Genomic DNA, 16,321 nt, shown 5'->3' with positions numbered 1-16,321 from the left:
GTCATGTATGCCACAAAATTACTCGCCTCCAACAATGATCGACTAGGGAGCGTTTGGATGGGTGACAGATGTCTGCTTAGGGTCGAAAGCAGCCATCCGCCCTACCCCGATAGCCAGCCCTAACCGTCACGGCGTCCCGCTCACATCGTTGCGGATCCGAGCGCCATGACGCCATCGCCGTAGGATCGCCAAGGCGACCACGAGCAGTGTCGCCAGCGTCCCGAGTCCAACCCACACCGCTCCTCGACCGATGCCCATTGTTTGCATCAGCAAGCCCAGCTTTCCTTGCGCCATAGCCGGAGGATGCACTTTCAGTTCCGCATCGCTCACGCGGCGTCCCACAAGGAAATCGGCGATCTGCGCGGCCATTTCAGGGTTACCTAACCACAGTTCGTCGTCATGGCTGGCACCGCGGACGAGCAAATGAGCGGCATCACTGAAGCCGGGCAACAGCGCCTCGGCATTTGCCGGCGGCGTGCGGCCATCGAGCGTACCGCTGACAAACAGCGCCGGAACATCACTCTGCAGGGGAGCACGGAACGCCTCGCCGAGATCCACCAGCCCAAGGCCATCGCCAATCATCGGAAAGGGAAAGTTCATCGCGTCGCCGAACAGGCTGTCCTTTGCCTGAGCCTCGACCATCGCGCGTCGATGCGGGCTCTGACCGGATGCCACATCCATCGCCAGCGGCATCGCCCGGAACTCGCCAAGCTGCTCCCGCACCGCAAGCACCAGGCTTGCCAGCAGGTCGTAGTCCCCCGCTTCGGCATCACGCAATACCAGGGGCAGCATCTGCTGGGTGGATCGTCGTCCGAGCGCGGCCGCGATCGCCAGCTGCGCGTCGTAGACGCCGAAGGTCACTTCCCTGCCTCGGTGCATGAGGCTGCGGCCTCGTGCGGGTTCCTGGCGCAGCTTGGCCAGCACGCGTCTGGTCATTCCTGTCAGGTCTTCAAACCCCTGCTCCCGGGCGACAAGGGCAAGGTCGGCGAGCACCGTATCTGCCGCCAGCGGTAGCTTCAGGGTGTCGTCGGGCCCTTCAACGCCGATCAGCACCACGCGGTCGATGCCCGCACCGTGCAGGCGGAGGCTTGCCAGGGCCAGGTGAGTGCCGTAGCTCATGCCCCACAGGCTGATCCGCGATACGCCGAGCGCACGCCGCAGGTCCTCGAGGTCGGCAGCACTCTCGGCAGTGGTATAGGCCTCGAGGTCGACGCCCTCCTCCCGCCAATGGGCGATGCATCGGGCGGCCGTGTGGCTCAGCGCCGCCAGCGCGACTTCGCGGTCCAGGGGCGTGGCATCGTCGAAGCGCTGGACGTACGGGCACGGCGGCGGAGGCTCGGAGAGGCCGGTGCCCCGCTGGTCGAACAGGAGGACGTCGGTTTCGCGCCGGACCTGGTCGAACACCGGCCAGCGCGGTCCGCGTGCCGTACCGACGCCGGATCCGCCAGGACCGCCGGCAAGATAGACCACAGGTGCGGCGCTGCCGTCGCCACCGGTGGCCGGCAGGCGCACGACGCGCAGCCGCATGCGTGGGCCGTCCGGTTCGTCGTGCCGACGCGGTACGTCCAGAAACGCGACCTGCGCGTCGATCGTGCCGTGTCGCTCGGTCTCGAATGCGTAAGGCGCGAACTCCAGCGGTGTATCGGCGCCGTTCGCATGCATCGGCAGCATCCCCACGAACAGCATGCAGGCCACCATCCAGCGAAGGGGCAGCGTCAGCGGTCGGGGGCTCGGTCTGGAAATCTCACTCAGGACATGGGGCATGACGGGCTCCGGATGGAAGGATGCAAAGGCGTTCCACCAGCATCCACGCTGCTCCGAAGGTCAGGGCGTCCCCGTCCGCCCAACGGCTCCAAGCAGGGGACGAATGTCTCCGTGCGGCCAGTACGATATGGCGCATGAAGATCACGAAGGTCCTGGCCGCCCCTGCCGCGCTGGTGATGATGGTCGCCGCTTGGCTGCTGGCGGCGTCGCATGGTCCAGTGGCCGTGCAGGTGCTGTCCGCCGAGATGGCGCCCGCCACGATGCCGATGTCGGGCCGCCTGCCGGAACGCCCACCGGACGATCTGGACTGGCAGCCGCTCGATCCCGGCGTGCTGTCCGGGTGGCAGGATCCCCACTGGCTGCGCTGGCGCCTGTCCGCCCCGGCGGACGATGCCGGCCGCCTGCTGCACCTGTCGCTGCGTGCCGCCAGTCAAGCTTATTGGAACGGACAGCCGCTGGCTGCCAACGGCATCGTCGGACGCAGCAGGGATGAGGAGCAGCCGGGGCTGATCGACATCGTCCGCGTGCTGCCACCATCCGGGCGCACCGGCGCCGATGAGCTGACCGTTCTCGCATCGAGCCACCATCAGTGGCTGCGCATGGACACGACCGATGCCGGGCTCCGGGTCGTGCCGGTCGGGGGTCCTCCCCTCCATCGTGCAGGACCATGGCTGATCGTGGCCTTTGCCGTAGGTGCGCTCACAGCCGCCTGCCTGTACTTCCTCGCGGCGCAGCGCGGACAGCCGCGCGTACACGGCGCTCCGCTGCTGCTCGCGCTGGGCGCCGTCGGCCTCGCGCTGCCGGTGGTCGAAGCCTGGCGTCCGCTGTTCGGATATCCCTATCCATGGCACGGCCTGCGCATGTTCGTGCTGCTGGCGCTGCACGCGGCGGCGGCGGTGCTGTTGCCGGCCTACCTTGCGCGGCGCTTCGACGTCGACGTGCCGGTGGCTGCACGCATCACCTATCTGGCGACGCTGGCCGGCGTCGTGGCCTTCCTGCCCAGCTTCGATGGCCGCGGAGCGACTGCCCTGCTGCTGAGCCTGTTGGCCTCCGTATGGCTGCTGCGGCGCGCACAGGGCGAACACGGGGAACGCCGGCCGATCCTGGTCCTGATGCTGGTCGCTGCGCTGACGATGCCGGTCGCCGGCGGCGCATTCCTCGACGGGCCGTATTTCCTGCTGCTGGCGGTCCTGATGGGATTCCTGCTGCTGCGCCATGCGGAGCGGCTGCGCACGCTGGACCGACACAATGCGCGGCTGCGCGAGGAGCGTGCCCGGCTCTCGCTGCAGCTGTTGCAGCGTGGCATCCAGCCGCACTGGCTCATGAACACGCTGACCTGCCTGCAGGAACTGATCGAGCAGGCACCTCCGCGTGCCAGCCGTCTCGTCGAGTCGCTGGCAGAACAGTTCGACCGCCTGCGCGAGAGCAGTCGCCACGCGCTGGTTCCGCTGGAGGACGAGCTCGCGCTGTGCCGCAATCATCTGGACATCGTCAACATGGCGCTGGGCCAGCCGATCGCCTTAGAGGTCGACGTCGACGACATCGATTTTCTGCTGCCGCCAGGGGTGCTCCACGCCCAGGTCGAGAACGCACTCACCCACGCCGGCGCCAGCGCCTGCACGCAGCAGCCCTTCCGGCTGCGCGTGCAGCGCGAGAACGGGCGCAGGGTGCTTGAATTGCGCAGCGCCCTTGGGTCCGCGGCGCATCGCGGACAAGGCACCGGCACGCGCTACATCGAGGCCAGCCTGGACGCCGCCTTCCCCGGCGGGTGGCGCTTCGCCCAAGGCCCTGACGGCGCGGACTGGTGCGGTCGGATCGAGTTGGCATGCGCATCCTGATCGTCGAGGACGAACCGCTCATCCGTGAGCGCCTGCTGCGCATGTGCGGTGAACTGGCGGGCGGACGGGCGCGTTTCGATGCCGTCGCAGACCTGGACCTGGCCGGCGACCGGCTGCAGCGCACCCTGTACGAGGGCCTGCTGCTTGACCTGAACCTCGGCGGCGAGGACGGCTTCGAACTGCTGCGACAGGCGGTGGCCGGACGCTACCAGTGCGTGGTGGTATCTGCCCATCGCGAGCGCGCCCTGCAGGCATTCGAGTACGGGGTGCTGGATTTCGTCCCCAAGCCGTTCACGCGTGAGCGCCTCGGCCTGGCTCTCGATCGCCTGCTCGACGCCGCCCGCTATCGCCCGGGGCTCTCGCGATACCTTGGGATCTGGCGGGCAAATGGCACGGCTCTGATCGAGCTGGCCGACGTGCTCTGGATCCGTGCAGACGGCGACTACAGCGAGGTGCGTCTGATTGATGGCCGTAGCGAACTGCATGACAAGTCCTTGGCCGCGCTGACTGCCGTGCTACCGCCTGATTTCGTGCGCTGCCACCGCTCCTGCCTGGTCAATCTGCGCCATGTCCGCTCACTGCATGCCGGCTCAGGCAGCCGCTACTGGCTGGTCATGGCGAATGGGAAGGAACTGCCGGTGGGCCGCGCTCATGTTTCCGGCCTGCGGCGGGAGCTTGGCATCGAATGATGCTTCCGGTGCCCTACCCGCGATAACGTCCCCTAATCCCAGCACTCACCTGCCCTTGATTGGGTCGGACGAGGACCTTCCCGAGTGCACTTCTGCCTTGTAGACCGTTCGCCGACCGATCGATCTGACATCCTTCACAGTGGGTCGGGTTCTACCCCGGGTTCACCCCCGTTTTCACGGACACTTACAAGAAGGCCGATCGAGGCCATGAGGAGTGTTCATGTCAAAGCGTCGCAAGTTCAGTGCCGAGTTCAAGCGTGGCGCGGTGGAGCAAGCCAGTCGGCCAGGTGTCAGCTGCGCCCAGGTAGCCCGTGAGCTGGGCATCCGTGACAGCCTGCTGACTCGCTGGAAGCGGGAGGCACAGGCGGTGGGAAAAGCCGCCTTTGTTGGCACCGGTAGCCCGCGTGACGAGGAAGTTGCCCGGCTCAAGCGCGAGTTGGCCCGGATCACCAAGGAGCGGGATTTTTTGCGAGAAGCGGCGACGTTCTTTGCCAAGGGATCATCCTGAGGTATCAGGTGATCGAACGTTGCCGCGATGAGTTTCCGACTCGCCTGATGTGCCGCTGCCTGCGGGTATCGACCAGTGGCTACTACGACTGGAGCAAGCGCCTGCCCAGTGCCCGCCAGCGCGACAACGAGCGCTTGCTGGGCCGTATCCATGCGCTGCACCAGGACAGCCGGGGCACGCTGGGTGCCGGCCGCATGCAGGAGGATCTGGTCGAGGAAGGGTTGATGGCCAGTCGGAACCGGGTTGCCCGGCTGATGGCGGTAGCCGGCCTTCAGGGCTGGCCACGCCCGAAACGGCGTGGTCAGCGCGCCCAACCGGCACTGACGCCGCCGGGCGTGCGCAACCTGCTGGAGCGTGATTTCAGCGCCTTGGAGCCGGAAACCAAGTGGGTGGCCGACATCACCGAGATCAAGACCCAGCAGGCCAAGCTGTATCTATGCGTCGTGCTGGATCTGTTTGATCAGCGCATTGTGGGCTGGTCCATGCATCATCGGCAGGACCGGCAGATGGTGATCAGAGCGGTGCAGATGGCGGTTTGGCAACGGCAGGAGCGGCATCCGCTGATCCTGCACTCCGACCGCGGCAGTCAATTTCGTAGTGGCGATTACCAGGGCTACCTGGCCGCCAATGGCCTGCTCTGCTCGATGAGTGCTGTGGGGCATTGTGGCGACAATGCAGCCTGCGAGGGCTTCTTCGGATTGCTCAAGCGCGAGCGGATATATCGCACAACGTATCCAACACTCGATGCCGCCGTAAGCTCCCCCGATCGGCAGGCATCCCATAAGTAGAACTTTCTGGCATCTTTCCCCAGTCAGGAGGTTTCATGCGCACATCAAAGTTCACCGAAACGCAGATCGTCGCCGCGCTCAAACGGGCCGATGCAGGCGTGCCAGTCAAGGACATCTGTCGCCAGACTGGGATCAGCACAGCGACCTACTATCAATGGAAGAGCAAGTACGGCGGCCTGGAGGCCTCCGAGTTGAGACGGGTCAAGGAGCTGGAGGCCGAGAACGCCAAGCTCAAACGGATGTATGCCGAGCTGGCGCTCGACAACGCGGCGATGAAGGATTTGATCGCAAAAAAATTCTAGGGCCGGTGCATAAGCGTGAAGCAGTGCAGTTCCTTGTCCAGGTCCATGCGCTGCCACTGCGCCGGTCGTGTGCATACGCCGGGCTATCGCGGGCTGCATGGTACGCACCGCCTGTGGAGTGGACCGTGCGCGATGCCGAGCTGATCACGCAGATCACGCGATACGTTGAGGCCCATCCCAGTCGTGGTTTCTGGAAGTGCAGCGACCACCTGCGCAAGCAGCAACCGGCCTGGAATCCGAAACGGATCTACCGTGTGTACAAGGCCATGAAACTCAACTTGCGGCGTGCAGCCAAACGACGCCTGCCCAAACGCGAACGTGTACCGCTGTACGTGCCGAGGTTGCCAGACATGGTCTGGTCGGTCGATTTCACCAGCGATGCACTGGCTTGTGGTCGCAGGTTCCGCACCTTCAACGTGCTGGATGATTTCAACCGTGAGGCGGTACACATTGAAGTGGATACCTCACTCAACTCACAGCGGCTGGTGCGTGTGTTTGAGCAGCTAAAGCGTACCCATGGCTTGCCGCAAGTTGTACGGTCGGACAACGGGCCGGAATTTCTGGGGGAAGTATTCACCAGCTGGCTCAAGGCCAATGGGGTAGCTCTGCAGTACATCCAGCCAGGCAAACACAATCAGAACGCCTTCATCGAACGCTTCAATCGCACCTTCCGTGAAGAAGTTCTCGACCGAAATCTCTACGCCCGTCTCGACGATGTACGCGAAGCCACCTACTGGTGGATGATCAATTACAACGAAGAGCGACCTCACGATTCGCTTGGCGGCATGAGTCCGGTCGAGTACCGCAACCAGTACGTCGAAGGTTCTACTTCTGAAGTGTCTACTTGCCGGGGAAGCTTACGCAATTGGTCAGAAACCGGCGGGTCATTACATTCGTTCGCAGATCAAAACATTGGATTTGACGATGGCACACATTAATATTGAATCCAAAATTTAAATGCTTTACCAACAAAGAAGGTTGAATGATGACCAAGAGGCTCACGGAGCAGAGCAAGTTCGAGAAAGATAAGTCAGTATTCGACTTCAGGGCAAGTGAGGAAACAAGCACCCTTGGAAGCCTTATAAATGAGCTCAACGCTCAGTACATCAAGAAAGGTGGCGAGCCGATAGCAGCAAGAGATCTACGGAGGACGCTCGATTTCCTAGAACAAGCTATTGATGTCAAGGTAAAAGACAGTACCCAAAGGATGCCTTTCTCGACTTTAAAAACCATCAAGCTGCTGTATGTGACAGACGCTAATAGCGGAAAGCATCTACTTAATTTAATTGCTCCGCCAAGCGAGGGCGAAGCGACGATGGAGTTCAGCACAGGCACGACCATACCACGAGACAAGAATGCCGCAGCAATAATTAATTTACTTACGAACAATTTATCCATAGAAGTTGACCCCGCGAAGCTGAGGCTCTTCTACAACATGCTTGGCAACAAGGAGCTACACACCTCAGCGGAAAAACTTCTGTTACATTCCGAGCGCGCCAACGATGAAGCAAGACATATCCTAACGAGCTCAATACGCGGCGATGACTATACACTTGCTTGCGCGTATACCAAGCTTTCAAAGCTTTTGAATTCATTAGGCGTGCGTCGAAATTCAGATTTGAAAACACATGCGCATGAAGCTCTATTCATATATTTAGAAACGCTAGCATTCCGACACTTCGTCCATCACTATCCACTACACCTTAATGAAACCCGAATCAAAAAAGAAATCGGGCAAACTAAGGAAATCATGGAGAAATTCTTTCGAATATTGCGCAAGGAAGCCAACGCCCACCATTCCCCTTCGACGAAGATTTTCTCTGTCAACAATTTTCACCATCTAGTCTTTGGCTGGCCTAAGGAAGTTGCAGCCTTGGTGAAGGCTGCCACCGGCTTTGACACATCACCGTTACTATTGAAGAAAAATACAGTCAGGTCCAGAGCACTTCTGACCTCACATGCCTACCGCTCATTCGACTGCTGTGATCCCGATGCCCAGGTCATCTCCATTCATGACATCGTGGCTGCATTGTGCTCGTTCCGGTATCAGCAAGAGGCAGGTGATGACTACAAGCCGTATTGGCACGGACAAAGTGAACAAGGAAAGGATCCACAGAGGCTCTATGACAAGGGATTTAGGAAGAACGATCCCCATCAGCACCAGGGCGTTATTCAGATCTACCTTAATCGATTCTATGAGTTCCAAGCATCATTCCAAGGAACAACGCAGAGCCATCACGCCTGGATGCAGCTCCAGATTTCTCGTCTAAGGGCCTACTTCCGCCTAGTTGAGGTCAACGACATTGTCGGCTTTGTCACGGGTGTGATAGCGATGAACTACGTCTGCATGGATATGGCCAAGGACATCGCGATCAAACACCTGAATCACGATAAATAAATTTTAACTGAATATACCCTTATCTCTATGGAGATGGAAAACGCAGTCCGATAGCACAGAACAGAAATTAACTGATGCATCGGATAGAGAGAGAAAGAGCACGCGCACTTACCCTTTCTTCTGAACTATTAAGTTTATGCAACAACTCATCTCCACAGTGGCCGTCGAGAATTCCCTCGACGGCCTTTTTTTATTCCTCATGGAGAAAGGGTGATACATCAATGGCAAGCTTCCACTACAGCATCAAAAGCGGCAAGAAAGGAAGTGCTCGCAGGCACGCCAACTACATCGAGAGACAGGGATCACATAGTGACAAGAAAGACCTTGTCCATACAGGACACGGGAACATGCCGGAATGGGCGGACAACGATCCGAAACATTTCTGGAGCATTGCTGACAAGCATGAGCGCGCCAATGGAGCAGTCTACCGTGAGCATGAAATCGCACTACCGAGTGAGCTCAGCACCCAACAACAGAACGAACTTGCCGAACGGCTCGCAAAGAACCTGGCAGGAATTAAACCGTACCAGTACGCGCTCCATGCACCTGAAGGAAAACTCGGTGGCGATCCGAACCCGCACATCCATCTGATGTGCTCGGACAGACTGCCTGATGGCATCCCCCGTACACCTGAACAGACCTTCGCCCGCTACAACGCCAAGAACCCTTCCGCAGGCGGATGCCGCAAGGATAGTGGCGGAAAGAGCCCAATGGAGTTGAAGCAGCAGGTGACTGCACAGCGAAAGCTTGTAGCGGACACCCAGAATCAGTTCCTTGCTGAGAACGGATACTCCGCCCGTGTAGACCACCGCAGCTTGCGCGACCAGGGCATTACCAGGTCACCGGAGCGCCACCTCGGTCAACGCTTCGTCAAGGAGATGGCAGATGCAGAGAAGTCACAGTATGCTCAATGCCGTAAAGAAGCGCAGGTAGCTTCAGTCACTTAAAACCGGGTAGAGGCCAGTACCTCACCCAGTGATTATGCGACAAAGTCGCAGAATCGCAATGGCACCTACTGACCACAGCAAAAAAGCCCCGGCCTATCGCCGGGGCTCCCTTGGTATAAAGACCGCTTACAGCGCCCTCCGATCGAAGTAGTTATTCATCAAGAGCAGATACGTCCTCTTGTCCCGGTACCCACTGCAGATCTGAATTGCTCCCTGGCCTTCAAGAACCGAGATAGCTGCATTCAGCCTTGCTCGGTCACGTACAGGTCCACAGCGCAAAATCTGATTCTTAGGTGCGTATGTATCGGAATAACGCCCCTGCCACCACCGCGTGAAGAGATAACTATCCAGTGCTTGGGCATCAACTTGGTCCTGAGCCATCACGAACGCAGGCGAGAACAGATGCTTGTACTCATCAACATGCCACCGAACGATGTCGAAGGCACGATTGATCGTATCGAGGGTGATGTCACCGCCCTCTCCACTGAAGTACTGCATCGATGCAGCGAGTCGTGCCACGATCTCCATGATCTTTGCCGCGAAGTCATTGATATCACTCAAGTACTCCCCGTCGCGCAGCAGAGACTCAGTTTCTGATGCCAACTCTACCCAGCGTGCCCTAGCATCGATGGAGAAGCACACCACTTCACGAGCAATGGCGCCCGAGGCTGACCGCTCCTTATACTTGAACAACAGCTCCGCGATTCGCTCATGGAATGCCGGCAAATGCTCCCACACCGGTTCTACGTCCTCGATTCGCCGGTAGCCCATCATGGAGCGAGGCCACGCAACCAAATAGCGTGCCCAGTGTCCACTCCCCTTTGCAACAGAGCCTCGCCTATTGAGGAACTGCTTGAACGGTTCGTACTGGGTCATGATGCTCACAGAAACGCGCGGATTCATCGCAATCAGATGCTCGTTCTCCGCACGATCCAACGGCATCATTCCTGGCGAATCCCAGAGACGATTGAGCAGGCCCACATTCGCCATTGCTTCGCTCTTGAACAGCATGTGACCTTCATCAGTCGTGATGGCGATCGATTCACCATCACCCTGCACAGCTTCCATGATGGCCTTGGCCGTTATGTCTTGCCTGAGGAAGCAACGAAGGCGAGGCTGCAGAGGCTTCTTTTCTGCATACTCCTTCATCTGTGCCTCCAGTGCTTCCACAGACTTACCACCGGCAACCGTTTTACTGATCGCGCTCTTCAGGCCCTTCATCTTGGCCATCCAGAGTCCAAGCTCGATCTCATAAGACTCTGACTGCTGCTTGAACGCAGTCATCGCCTTCGTATCTGCATCGCGGAAAGGTGCCTGCAGCAGCTCGAACACCGTCGACTTGCGCTCACCTGACTCAGCCACAAGCATCAAGTTCTGCGTTACGGGCCTGATCTGGCCCGTCGGCAACTTGACATCAATCAGCCCCTGGCATGCCATCGAGATGGCATTGATGAGACCCATGCCAACCATGGCATCAGGAACCTGCACGTTGCGGAAGAGCTCAAGACCAGCCTCACGCGCAATGTGATGGAAGCTTTCCAGGGGATATTTGGGGGCATAACGCTGCCAATGGGTAGTCATCATGCATCCTCCTCTGCCGCGCCAAACGCGGTCTGCTCTTCAGCCTCGACCAACAGATGGCCACAGCTCTGGCACCGAGCAGCATCGCCCTCCGCATGGCGACGAGCACGCTCCTCCTTGAGCAGCTTTCGGAACTGAATCAGGTTCAGCTCATGCTTGTACGCAGCATTGAACTGATCTACCAAGACCTTCTTGCGCATCTTCCTTGCTATGTGCTCTTCCAGGATCGGATAGGCCTCCCTGAAATCCTGCTCAAGCTTGTTCTTCCCCTTGGACAACTGCTCACCCAGAGCGTGCGTGAGTGCGTCAAGCGGCGAGGTGTGGCTCACGAAATTAGTCATCATCACTTCGCCTCCTTCGCACGGCGGAACTTGACGGCACGCCCTTCAGCCCATGCCATGGCCTCATGCGTCCAGTAGAACTTCGGGGACAGTTCGCTGTCATAAAGCGGAATGCCCTTCGGGAAGTCCGGATCGGACTTCATGAGTTCGTAGGCCTTGCTCCTGCTGACACGCAGCAGCTTGATCAGCTCCTTCAAGCGCAGCGTCGGGCTATCCGGCCAGCCGGCCTTGCATTCCGTCTGGTTCACATTGGACAAAGTCGGGCTCTTGTCCGCGCCGTGGCGCAGGCCATTCATCTTGTGCTGCATGTTGACTCCTAAACGTTGTGAAAGTACGTGTGTAGGAAAACGGCCGGTTCCTGACTGGAGCCGTGCTCCAGTGGAGGAGATTTCAACCGAACAGGTCTCCCTGAGCCATGCAAAAAAAATCAAGATTTGATCTGGTCACTACCCGTAACCGCACGAATGTACTCATTCCATAAAAAAATCATGTACTTACAAAGCCAGGGAGCTTTCGCTCCCTGGCATGTCTCGTCCTTTGCGCCCACAAACCGGTCCGTTCCATCCGATGTCCGCTCAGGACCTGAACTGCCTCTTGTCCGTACCTGATACAGATCCGTACCGGTACTGCTCTCCTACGACACCAACCGAGACGCTTGCGCTTCCAGTCTGTCCTTGAGACTTCCGTTCGCAGGAGCCTGTTCAACCTCGCCGTGACCTGACGGATAGAACTCCTCGACCACAGCCGGCACGTCCTCATCCAAGTCCTCGAAGGCCCCGTTAGCGAAGCCCTGTCTCGCCGCCTCATCCAGGGCCGCTTGGTCGATGCCCGCTGCAGCTCTTGTTGCGTGTCGCTCAACCGCCTCTGCGACAGCCTGTTCGAGCGTCAGCCCGCTCCGAACCACCAGATCGACGTAGTAGATCGCTGATCGATAGCTCATCGTCGTGGACTTGCCCCGCAGCTTCAGCTCGAGCGGCAGACAAGACAGCCGGCCACCTGACACTGCACTGAGGTAGTGCAGCCGTGCTGCCAGTGTGCGGATGGTGTTGTAGGAGGTGGTGCGCAGAACAAAGCTACCCATCGCATCCCCCTCCCCGTCCCCAATGACCACATTCAAGCGGGCATAGGCTTTGCAGCCACCACTGGCAAACTGGCACCCACCCGGACCAGGACAAGGCAACGTCTCCATGCCTTCAGGGCCAGCTCGCCGGCAGGTGTCTCCGTTGCCTACACACAGCGGTCTTCCGTTCTCGCGATTGAACAGCGAGTAGTCAGCCCGGAGGTTCAGGGTTGGATCGTCGAAGAGCAGGCGCACTGGAATAGACCTCAGCTTGTTACCGTCCGATGCCTGCCGCAATTCCTCATCCAACGGGTGCAGCACCCAGCCCCCCCGGTTCTGTACCTGGCTGGTGAGGGTGAACTGATCGTCCTTCTCAGGTAGCCGCTTGCCATTGCGCTCTACTACCCGGCCAATGGAAATACGCCCAATCACGGGCGGCGTTATGGCCAGTCCCTTCAGCATGATGTGACCTCTTTGATCGTGGTGTTGATCCGGAATCGGCGCGATCCCGGACGGACTACCGTGTAGGCCGCAGCGATCTCCGGGTGCTCGGCTGCGAGCCGCTTGGTATCCAGTGACGTGCCATCCTTGCTACGGCGGTAGATGACTTCTCCCAGTGAACCGAACCGGGCAATGGAAGCGTCCCCCATAGCTTGCTGCAGCGTCTGCTTGAGCAGTTCTACCTGCTGTTCCTGCTCGGCAACTGCCTCAGTGAACGAGACCAGGTTGGTGAAGGTCTCGACCAATTCCTGGTCCTGACTGAAATCGACAACGGTATCCTTGCCTGGGTACAAGCTCCGCAACGCCCTGGCCGCTGACTCCGAGCCATCGGCTGGTGGCTCAATGTCATTGATGACGTGCTCCCAAAACCGGGCCTCCAATACCACCAGGCGGCTGATGATCTCTTCATCTCGCTCAATACGGTGGATCCTTAGCGCCTGGCCGCACAGCAGCACTGCCACATCTGCTGCCTGCTTCCCCGTCACTGCCAACTGATGCTGTACCTGCAGCTGCACGTACTCGGGAACCCCGTCTTTCCACAGCCGAGAGCCGAACTCCCCTGCTGTCTTGCACTCAAGAATTTGGACCGCCGGGGAACCAATTACCTCTCGATCGAGGTTGGCCAGCATGTGCGGGAAGGTCGGATGCTGCAGAACGGCGTTGACCCGGCGTACCCGGTTCCCCGTGCGCTCCTGGTAGGCCGTGGCCACCATGGGTTCGAGCAGGGTTCCCCAGTAGCGGGGATCCTCTTGTCCAGGGGGGATCTCTTCCATTGGCTTGCGGCCCGTCTTCTCCTGCCACAGCTCCAGCTGGCTCTTGTAAGGGTTCAACCCGACGGCCGTGGCGGCATCCGAACTACCGATGCCGCCATTGCGGACCTCCAGCCACTGCTGGCGATCCAGTGAACGCGTATCAACCAAACGCAACGCGGTGTGCTTGCTCATTGGCAATCTCCAGAATAAAAAAGGCCGCCTTGATGGGCGGCCTTGGTCAGGTCTTTCATTTCAAGCTATCGATGTGGGCAAGATGGATGAGCGAAGCGACAGCACTGCTCGCTGCAGGTCTGTCAGACCATGCCTTGAGAGGCCATCGAGACCACCTCATGAGTGGTTACGACGAAGTGGTCCAACAGCCTCACGTCCACGGTGTCCAAGGCAGCCTTCAGCCGCGCCGTGACTGCCCGATCTGACGCAGATGGCTGCAAGCTACCGCTTGGATGGTTGTGAGCCATGAGTACCGCCGATGCATTGTGGGCAAGTGCCCTCTGAACCACGATCCGAGGATGGACCTCCGCTGCATCAATCGTCCCTGAGAAAAGCCGCTCAACTGCGATGAGCTGGAACTGCGTGTTGAGAAAGGCGACCTCGAAATGCTCGCGGTCTTCGCCCCCCAGACGTAGCCGGAAGAACAATGCACCCTGGGTTGCTCCTCCCAGCACTTCCCCTGGCAACGATGCCCGTTTCTGCAGGATCTGCAGCGCCCTCGCAATCGTCCTGTCCTCACGTACCCGGATCCTGCTCTCCTCCTCATTGGATCCGGCCCCTGATGTGGTCATGTGATAGGCATGCGCTTCCATCAGGCCACCAACTTCATCACTTCATCCCACGCGCGCTGCTTGAGCTGAGCTCCAGCACCGAACCATGCCGCATCACGGCGGTGATCATCGCTACGGGCTCGTCGGTGGTGGTCAACGTACTCCGTGACGCTGTTGAGTACGCCCCAGGCCGTTGCACGGCTGGAAGGCAACAACGCGCCACGACCGCCGCCCTCATACAGGGCACGGACACTGGCCAGCGCCTGCTCGTTGACGACCTCAGCGGTGGTGCCCTGGCCTTGGTAGGTAAGCACCCGTCGCAACAGACCATCGACCGTATCGGGGTCAACTGGACGGTCACAGAGGGCTTTCATGCGAGACACGAAGTTGTCCCAGGTCGAGACGGTGATCCCCAACTGGCGCTTCACAGCATCCGGGTCGAACTGACTGCGGTGCGGGACCTTGATGGCTCCACTGCTGTCTCCCAGAGCGATCTGTAAGGTGTTGTTGCACACCACGCGCACCGAGGTGAACTGCGCCGTGGTGGCCAACGTGCCGTCACAGGCAGTAGCAAGCAAAAGATAGCCATCCACCCGGTCACGCCCCTTCAGCGAAGTGCTCTGGCCCGTCCGAGCCATGGCCCAGAACTTCTTGCCACCCTTGAGCACCCCCGCCGTCTCCAGTTCAAAGCCACTGTGATGCGTCAGATCACGGTAGAACTCCAGGATCTCTCCCGGCTGGACAACCTTGAACCGCTTGGAGACGACAGCCAGCGGCTCCCTGGTATCGGAGCGATACAGAACCTTCTGCTCCGGGAAGGAATGGATGGCACCGATGGCATTGCTACCGGTGATGAAGCGGACCTCGGAGTCCTCGATCTGCCAATCCATGCCTGCCTGACGCTTCCAGACCTCAATGGGCTGGTGCTGTTCAAGCTTATTGCCCAGACCATGCCACGGCTTAGCACCCGCATAAGCCATCGTTTCAACCAGATGCATCGTATTTTCCTCGCTTCTTATGGCACAAACGCACAAGGCCCGGACGATGCCGGGCCTTGTGCGTATGCCAATGCAGTATCAATTAAAGGGTTCGATGTCTTCACTGCCCGAAGACAGAGCACACCGAGCAACCGCAGCGATGATGGAGGCTGCGACAACCAAAACACAGTACAGACAATCGGATCTTTCTTTCATACAGCCATACCCAAGGAAGATGCTTCATTGCGGAGCATCGACACGCGAAGCCAGCAACCACCGGCATCAACTGGGTAATATGTGTTTGAAATTATTTTGAATAACTGAAACCCCGGCCACCATCACACTAGATTCGAAATACTTCCTCAGCCATATTGTCGAGCTTCTCCTTGACAGCTCTCCAGTTAGGCATGTGTCGATCAAGTGTCCGATAGAACTTTGGACTGTGATTGTGGTGAAGAAGGTGACACAACTCGTGAAGCAGCACGTAGTCGATGCACTCACGTGGGGCCTTCACCAGCAACGGGTTCAGTGTGATGCGGCCCAAGGGTGAGCAACTTCCCCATTGCACAGTCATGAACTGCAGGCGTGTTGATGGAAGCTGCTTGATCCACCGGAGGGGAGCTGAAACTACCGCAAGCCGGTCAGCAAACACCTCCCGCGCTCGCTGGCGATACCAGACATCCAACGCTTTTTTGATCTTGGCTGGCGCTTGCTCTGGTGTCGTCACGACGATGAAAGCACCCCGCATCCTAGCTTGGGCCTTTGATCCTGCGTCGATAACAACCTTCAGGCGATAACGCCGGCCCAAGTAGTGCAATGATTCACCACTCACGTACTCTCTAGGCAGCACATGGGCCAATCGCACCTTGGCAGCACTGACATGCTGACTGATCCAACGCGCACGTTTTTTCACCGCAGCCAAAACCTCTGCCAATGGTGCCGTATCGGAGGCATCCACCAGCACGCGTGCGTCCGGCTCCACATGAATGGCGACACGCGTCACTGACCGTGATGGCTGACGGCGCAGATGAAACGCAATGACTTCATCGCCATAAGCGATGCGGTGCTGGGATAGCTGTTCACACATCGGCAT

General features: G+C 59.1%; 13 protein-coding genes and 2 pseudogenes. 6 read left to right on the top strand and 9 right to left on the bottom strand.

The window, feature by feature from the left end:
• Positions 1–126: 126 nt before the first annotated feature.
• Complete coding sequence (locus ABB30_RS15565; protein ID WP_245626394.1) at positions 127–1,764, bottom strand: alpha/beta fold hydrolase; 1,638 nt, start codon at positions 1,762–1,764, stop codon at positions 127–129.
• A 134-nt stretch (positions 1,765–1,898) separates the two neighbouring features.
• Between ABB30_RS15565 and ABB30_RS01665 the strand changes: the two genes are divergently transcribed.
• The 6 genes and pseudogenes from ABB30_RS01665 to ABB30_RS01630 all read left to right on the top strand — a co-directional run bounded on the left by ABB30_RS01665 (position 1,899) and on the right by ABB30_RS01630 (position 9,234).
• Entirely contained in the window at positions 1,899–3,602 is a 1,704-nt protein-coding gene (locus ABB30_RS01665; protein ID WP_057636526.1) for a histidine kinase, read from the top strand.
• On the top strand, positions 3,590–4,291 hold the full coding sequence (locus ABB30_RS01660) for a LytR/AlgR family response regulator transcription factor (protein ID WP_057636524.1): 702 nt from the start codon (positions 3,590–3,592) through the stop codon (positions 4,289–4,291). The genes ABB30_RS01665 and ABB30_RS01660 overlap by 13 nt, the downstream gene beginning before the upstream one ends.
• Positions 4,292–4,511: 220 nt before the next feature.
• Positions 4,512–5,551: pseudogene (locus ABB30_RS15555) on the top strand (IS3 family transposase); the annotation flags it as partial.
• Between the two features lie 71 nt (positions 5,552–5,622).
• Positions 5,623–6,734, top strand: a pseudogene (locus ABB30_RS15550) (IS3 family transposase); the annotation flags it as partial.
• Positions 6,735–6,874: 140 nt separating this feature from the next.
• The gene (locus ABB30_RS16025) at positions 6,875–8,287 is read left to right on the top strand and encodes a hypothetical protein (RefSeq protein WP_152980495.1); all 1,413 of its coding nucleotides are present in this window, start codon (positions 6,875–6,877) and stop codon (positions 8,285–8,287) included.
• 221 nt (positions 8,288–8,508) lie between these two features.
• A complete protein-coding gene (locus ABB30_RS01630; RefSeq protein WP_057636516.1) occupies positions 8,509–9,234 on the top strand; it encodes a MobA/MobL family protein in 726 nt (241 codons plus the stop codon).
• A 126-nt stretch (positions 9,235–9,360) separates the two neighbouring features.
• On the opposite strand, the gene ABB30_RS01625 is transcribed toward ABB30_RS01630, so the two are convergent.
• The 8 genes from ABB30_RS01625 to ABB30_RS15545 form a co-directional block, all read right to left on the bottom strand.
• Positions 9,361–10,818: a YfjI family protein gene (locus ABB30_RS01625; RefSeq protein ID WP_083489619.1), complete on the bottom strand. Its 1,458-nt coding sequence runs from the start codon at positions 10,816–10,818 to the stop codon at positions 9,361–9,363.
• Entirely contained in the window at positions 10,815–11,159 is a 345-nt protein-coding gene (locus tag ABB30_RS01620) for a hypothetical protein (RefSeq protein ID WP_057636513.1), read from the bottom strand. Before ABB30_RS01620 ends, ABB30_RS01625 begins: the two co-directional genes overlap by 4 nt.
• A complete protein-coding gene (locus tag ABB30_RS01615) occupies positions 11,159–11,464 on the bottom strand; it encodes a helix-turn-helix transcriptional regulator (protein ID WP_057636511.1) in 306 nt (101 codons plus the stop codon). Before ABB30_RS01615 ends, ABB30_RS01620 begins: the two co-directional genes overlap by 1 nt.
• Positions 11,465–11,790: 326 nt before the next feature.
• A complete protein-coding gene (locus ABB30_RS01610; protein WP_057636509.1) occupies positions 11,791–12,678 on the bottom strand; it encodes a recombination directionality factor in 888 nt (295 codons plus the stop codon).
• Positions 12,672–13,661 (bottom strand): YqaJ viral recombinase family nuclease, encoded by a 990-nt coding sequence (locus ABB30_RS01605; RefSeq protein WP_057636507.1) that lies wholly within the window; start codon positions 13,659–13,661, stop codon positions 12,672–12,674. The genes ABB30_RS01610 and ABB30_RS01605 overlap by 7 nt, the downstream gene beginning before the upstream one ends.
• Positions 13,662–13,783: 122 nt before the next feature.
• Positions 13,784–14,293 (bottom strand): JAB domain-containing protein, encoded by a 510-nt coding sequence (locus tag ABB30_RS01600; protein ID WP_425477366.1) that lies wholly within the window; start codon positions 14,291–14,293, stop codon positions 13,784–13,786.
• Entirely contained in the window at positions 14,293–15,249 is a 957-nt protein-coding gene (locus tag ABB30_RS01595) for a DUF932 domain-containing protein (protein ID WP_057636505.1), read from the bottom strand. Before ABB30_RS01595 ends, ABB30_RS01600 begins: the two co-directional genes overlap by 1 nt.
• A 322-nt stretch (positions 15,250–15,571) precedes the next feature.
• Positions 15,572–16,321, bottom strand: coding sequence for a M48 family metallopeptidase (locus ABB30_RS15545; protein ID WP_083489618.1), 750 nt, complete (start codon positions 16,319–16,321; stop codon positions 15,572–15,574).

The sequence above is a fragment of the Stenotrophomonas ginsengisoli genome (assembly GCF_001431485.1).
Classification (GTDB): Bacteria; Pseudomonadota; Gammaproteobacteria; order Xanthomonadales; family Xanthomonadaceae; genus Stenotrophomonas; species Stenotrophomonas ginsengisoli.
This window is presented reverse-complemented; position numbering and strand designations above follow the sequence as displayed.

What these genes read in the sequence shown, in the direction of transcription:
- ABB30_RS01600 (WP_425477366.1), bottom strand. Translation starts at nt 14,293, where the DNA reads ATGGAAGCGCATGCCTATCACATGACCACATCAGGGGCCGGATCCAAT.
- ABB30_RS01620 (WP_057636513.1), bottom strand. Translation starts at nt 11,159, where the DNA reads ATGATGACTAATTTCGTGAGCCACACCTCGCCGCTTGACGCACTCACG.
- ABB30_RS01625 (WP_083489619.1), bottom strand. Translation starts at nt 10,818, where the DNA reads ATGATGACTACCCATTGGCAGCGTTATGCCCCCAAATATCCCCTGGAA.
- ABB30_RS01595 (WP_057636505.1), bottom strand. Translation starts at nt 15,249, where the DNA reads ATGCATCTGGTTGAAACGATGGCTTATGCGGGTGCTAAGCCGTGGCAT.
- ABB30_RS01630 (WP_057636516.1), top strand. Translation starts at nt 8,509, where the DNA reads ATGGCAAGCTTCCACTACAGCATCAAAAGCGGCAAGAAAGGAAGTGCT.
- ABB30_RS15565 (WP_245626394.1), bottom strand. Translation starts at nt 1,764, where the DNA reads ATGCCCCATGTCCTGAGTGAGATTTCCAGACCGAGCCCCCGACCGCTG.
- ABB30_RS01665 (WP_057636526.1), top strand. Translation starts at nt 1,899, where the DNA reads ATGAAGATCACGAAGGTCCTGGCCGCCCCTGCCGCGCTGGTGATGATG.
- ABB30_RS01605 (WP_057636507.1), bottom strand. Translation starts at nt 13,661, where the DNA reads ATGAGCAAGCACACCGCGTTGCGTTTGGTTGATACGCGTTCACTGGAT.
- ABB30_RS01610 (WP_057636509.1), bottom strand. Translation starts at nt 12,678, where the DNA reads ATGCTGAAGGGACTGGCCATAACGCCGCCCGTGATTGGGCGTATTTCC.
- ABB30_RS01660 (WP_057636524.1), top strand. Translation starts at nt 3,590, where the DNA reads ATGCGCATCCTGATCGTCGAGGACGAACCGCTCATCCGTGAGCGCCTG.
- ABB30_RS01615 (WP_057636511.1), bottom strand. Translation starts at nt 11,464, where the DNA reads ATGCAGCACAAGATGAATGGCCTGCGCCACGGCGCGGACAAGAGCCCG.
- ABB30_RS15545 (WP_083489618.1), bottom strand. Translation starts at nt 16,321, where the DNA reads ATGCCGATGTGTGAACAGCTATCCCAGCACCGCATCGCTTATGGCGAT.
- ABB30_RS16025 (WP_152980495.1), top strand. Translation starts at nt 6,875, where the DNA reads ATGACCAAGAGGCTCACGGAGCAGAGCAAGTTCGAGAAAGATAAGTCA.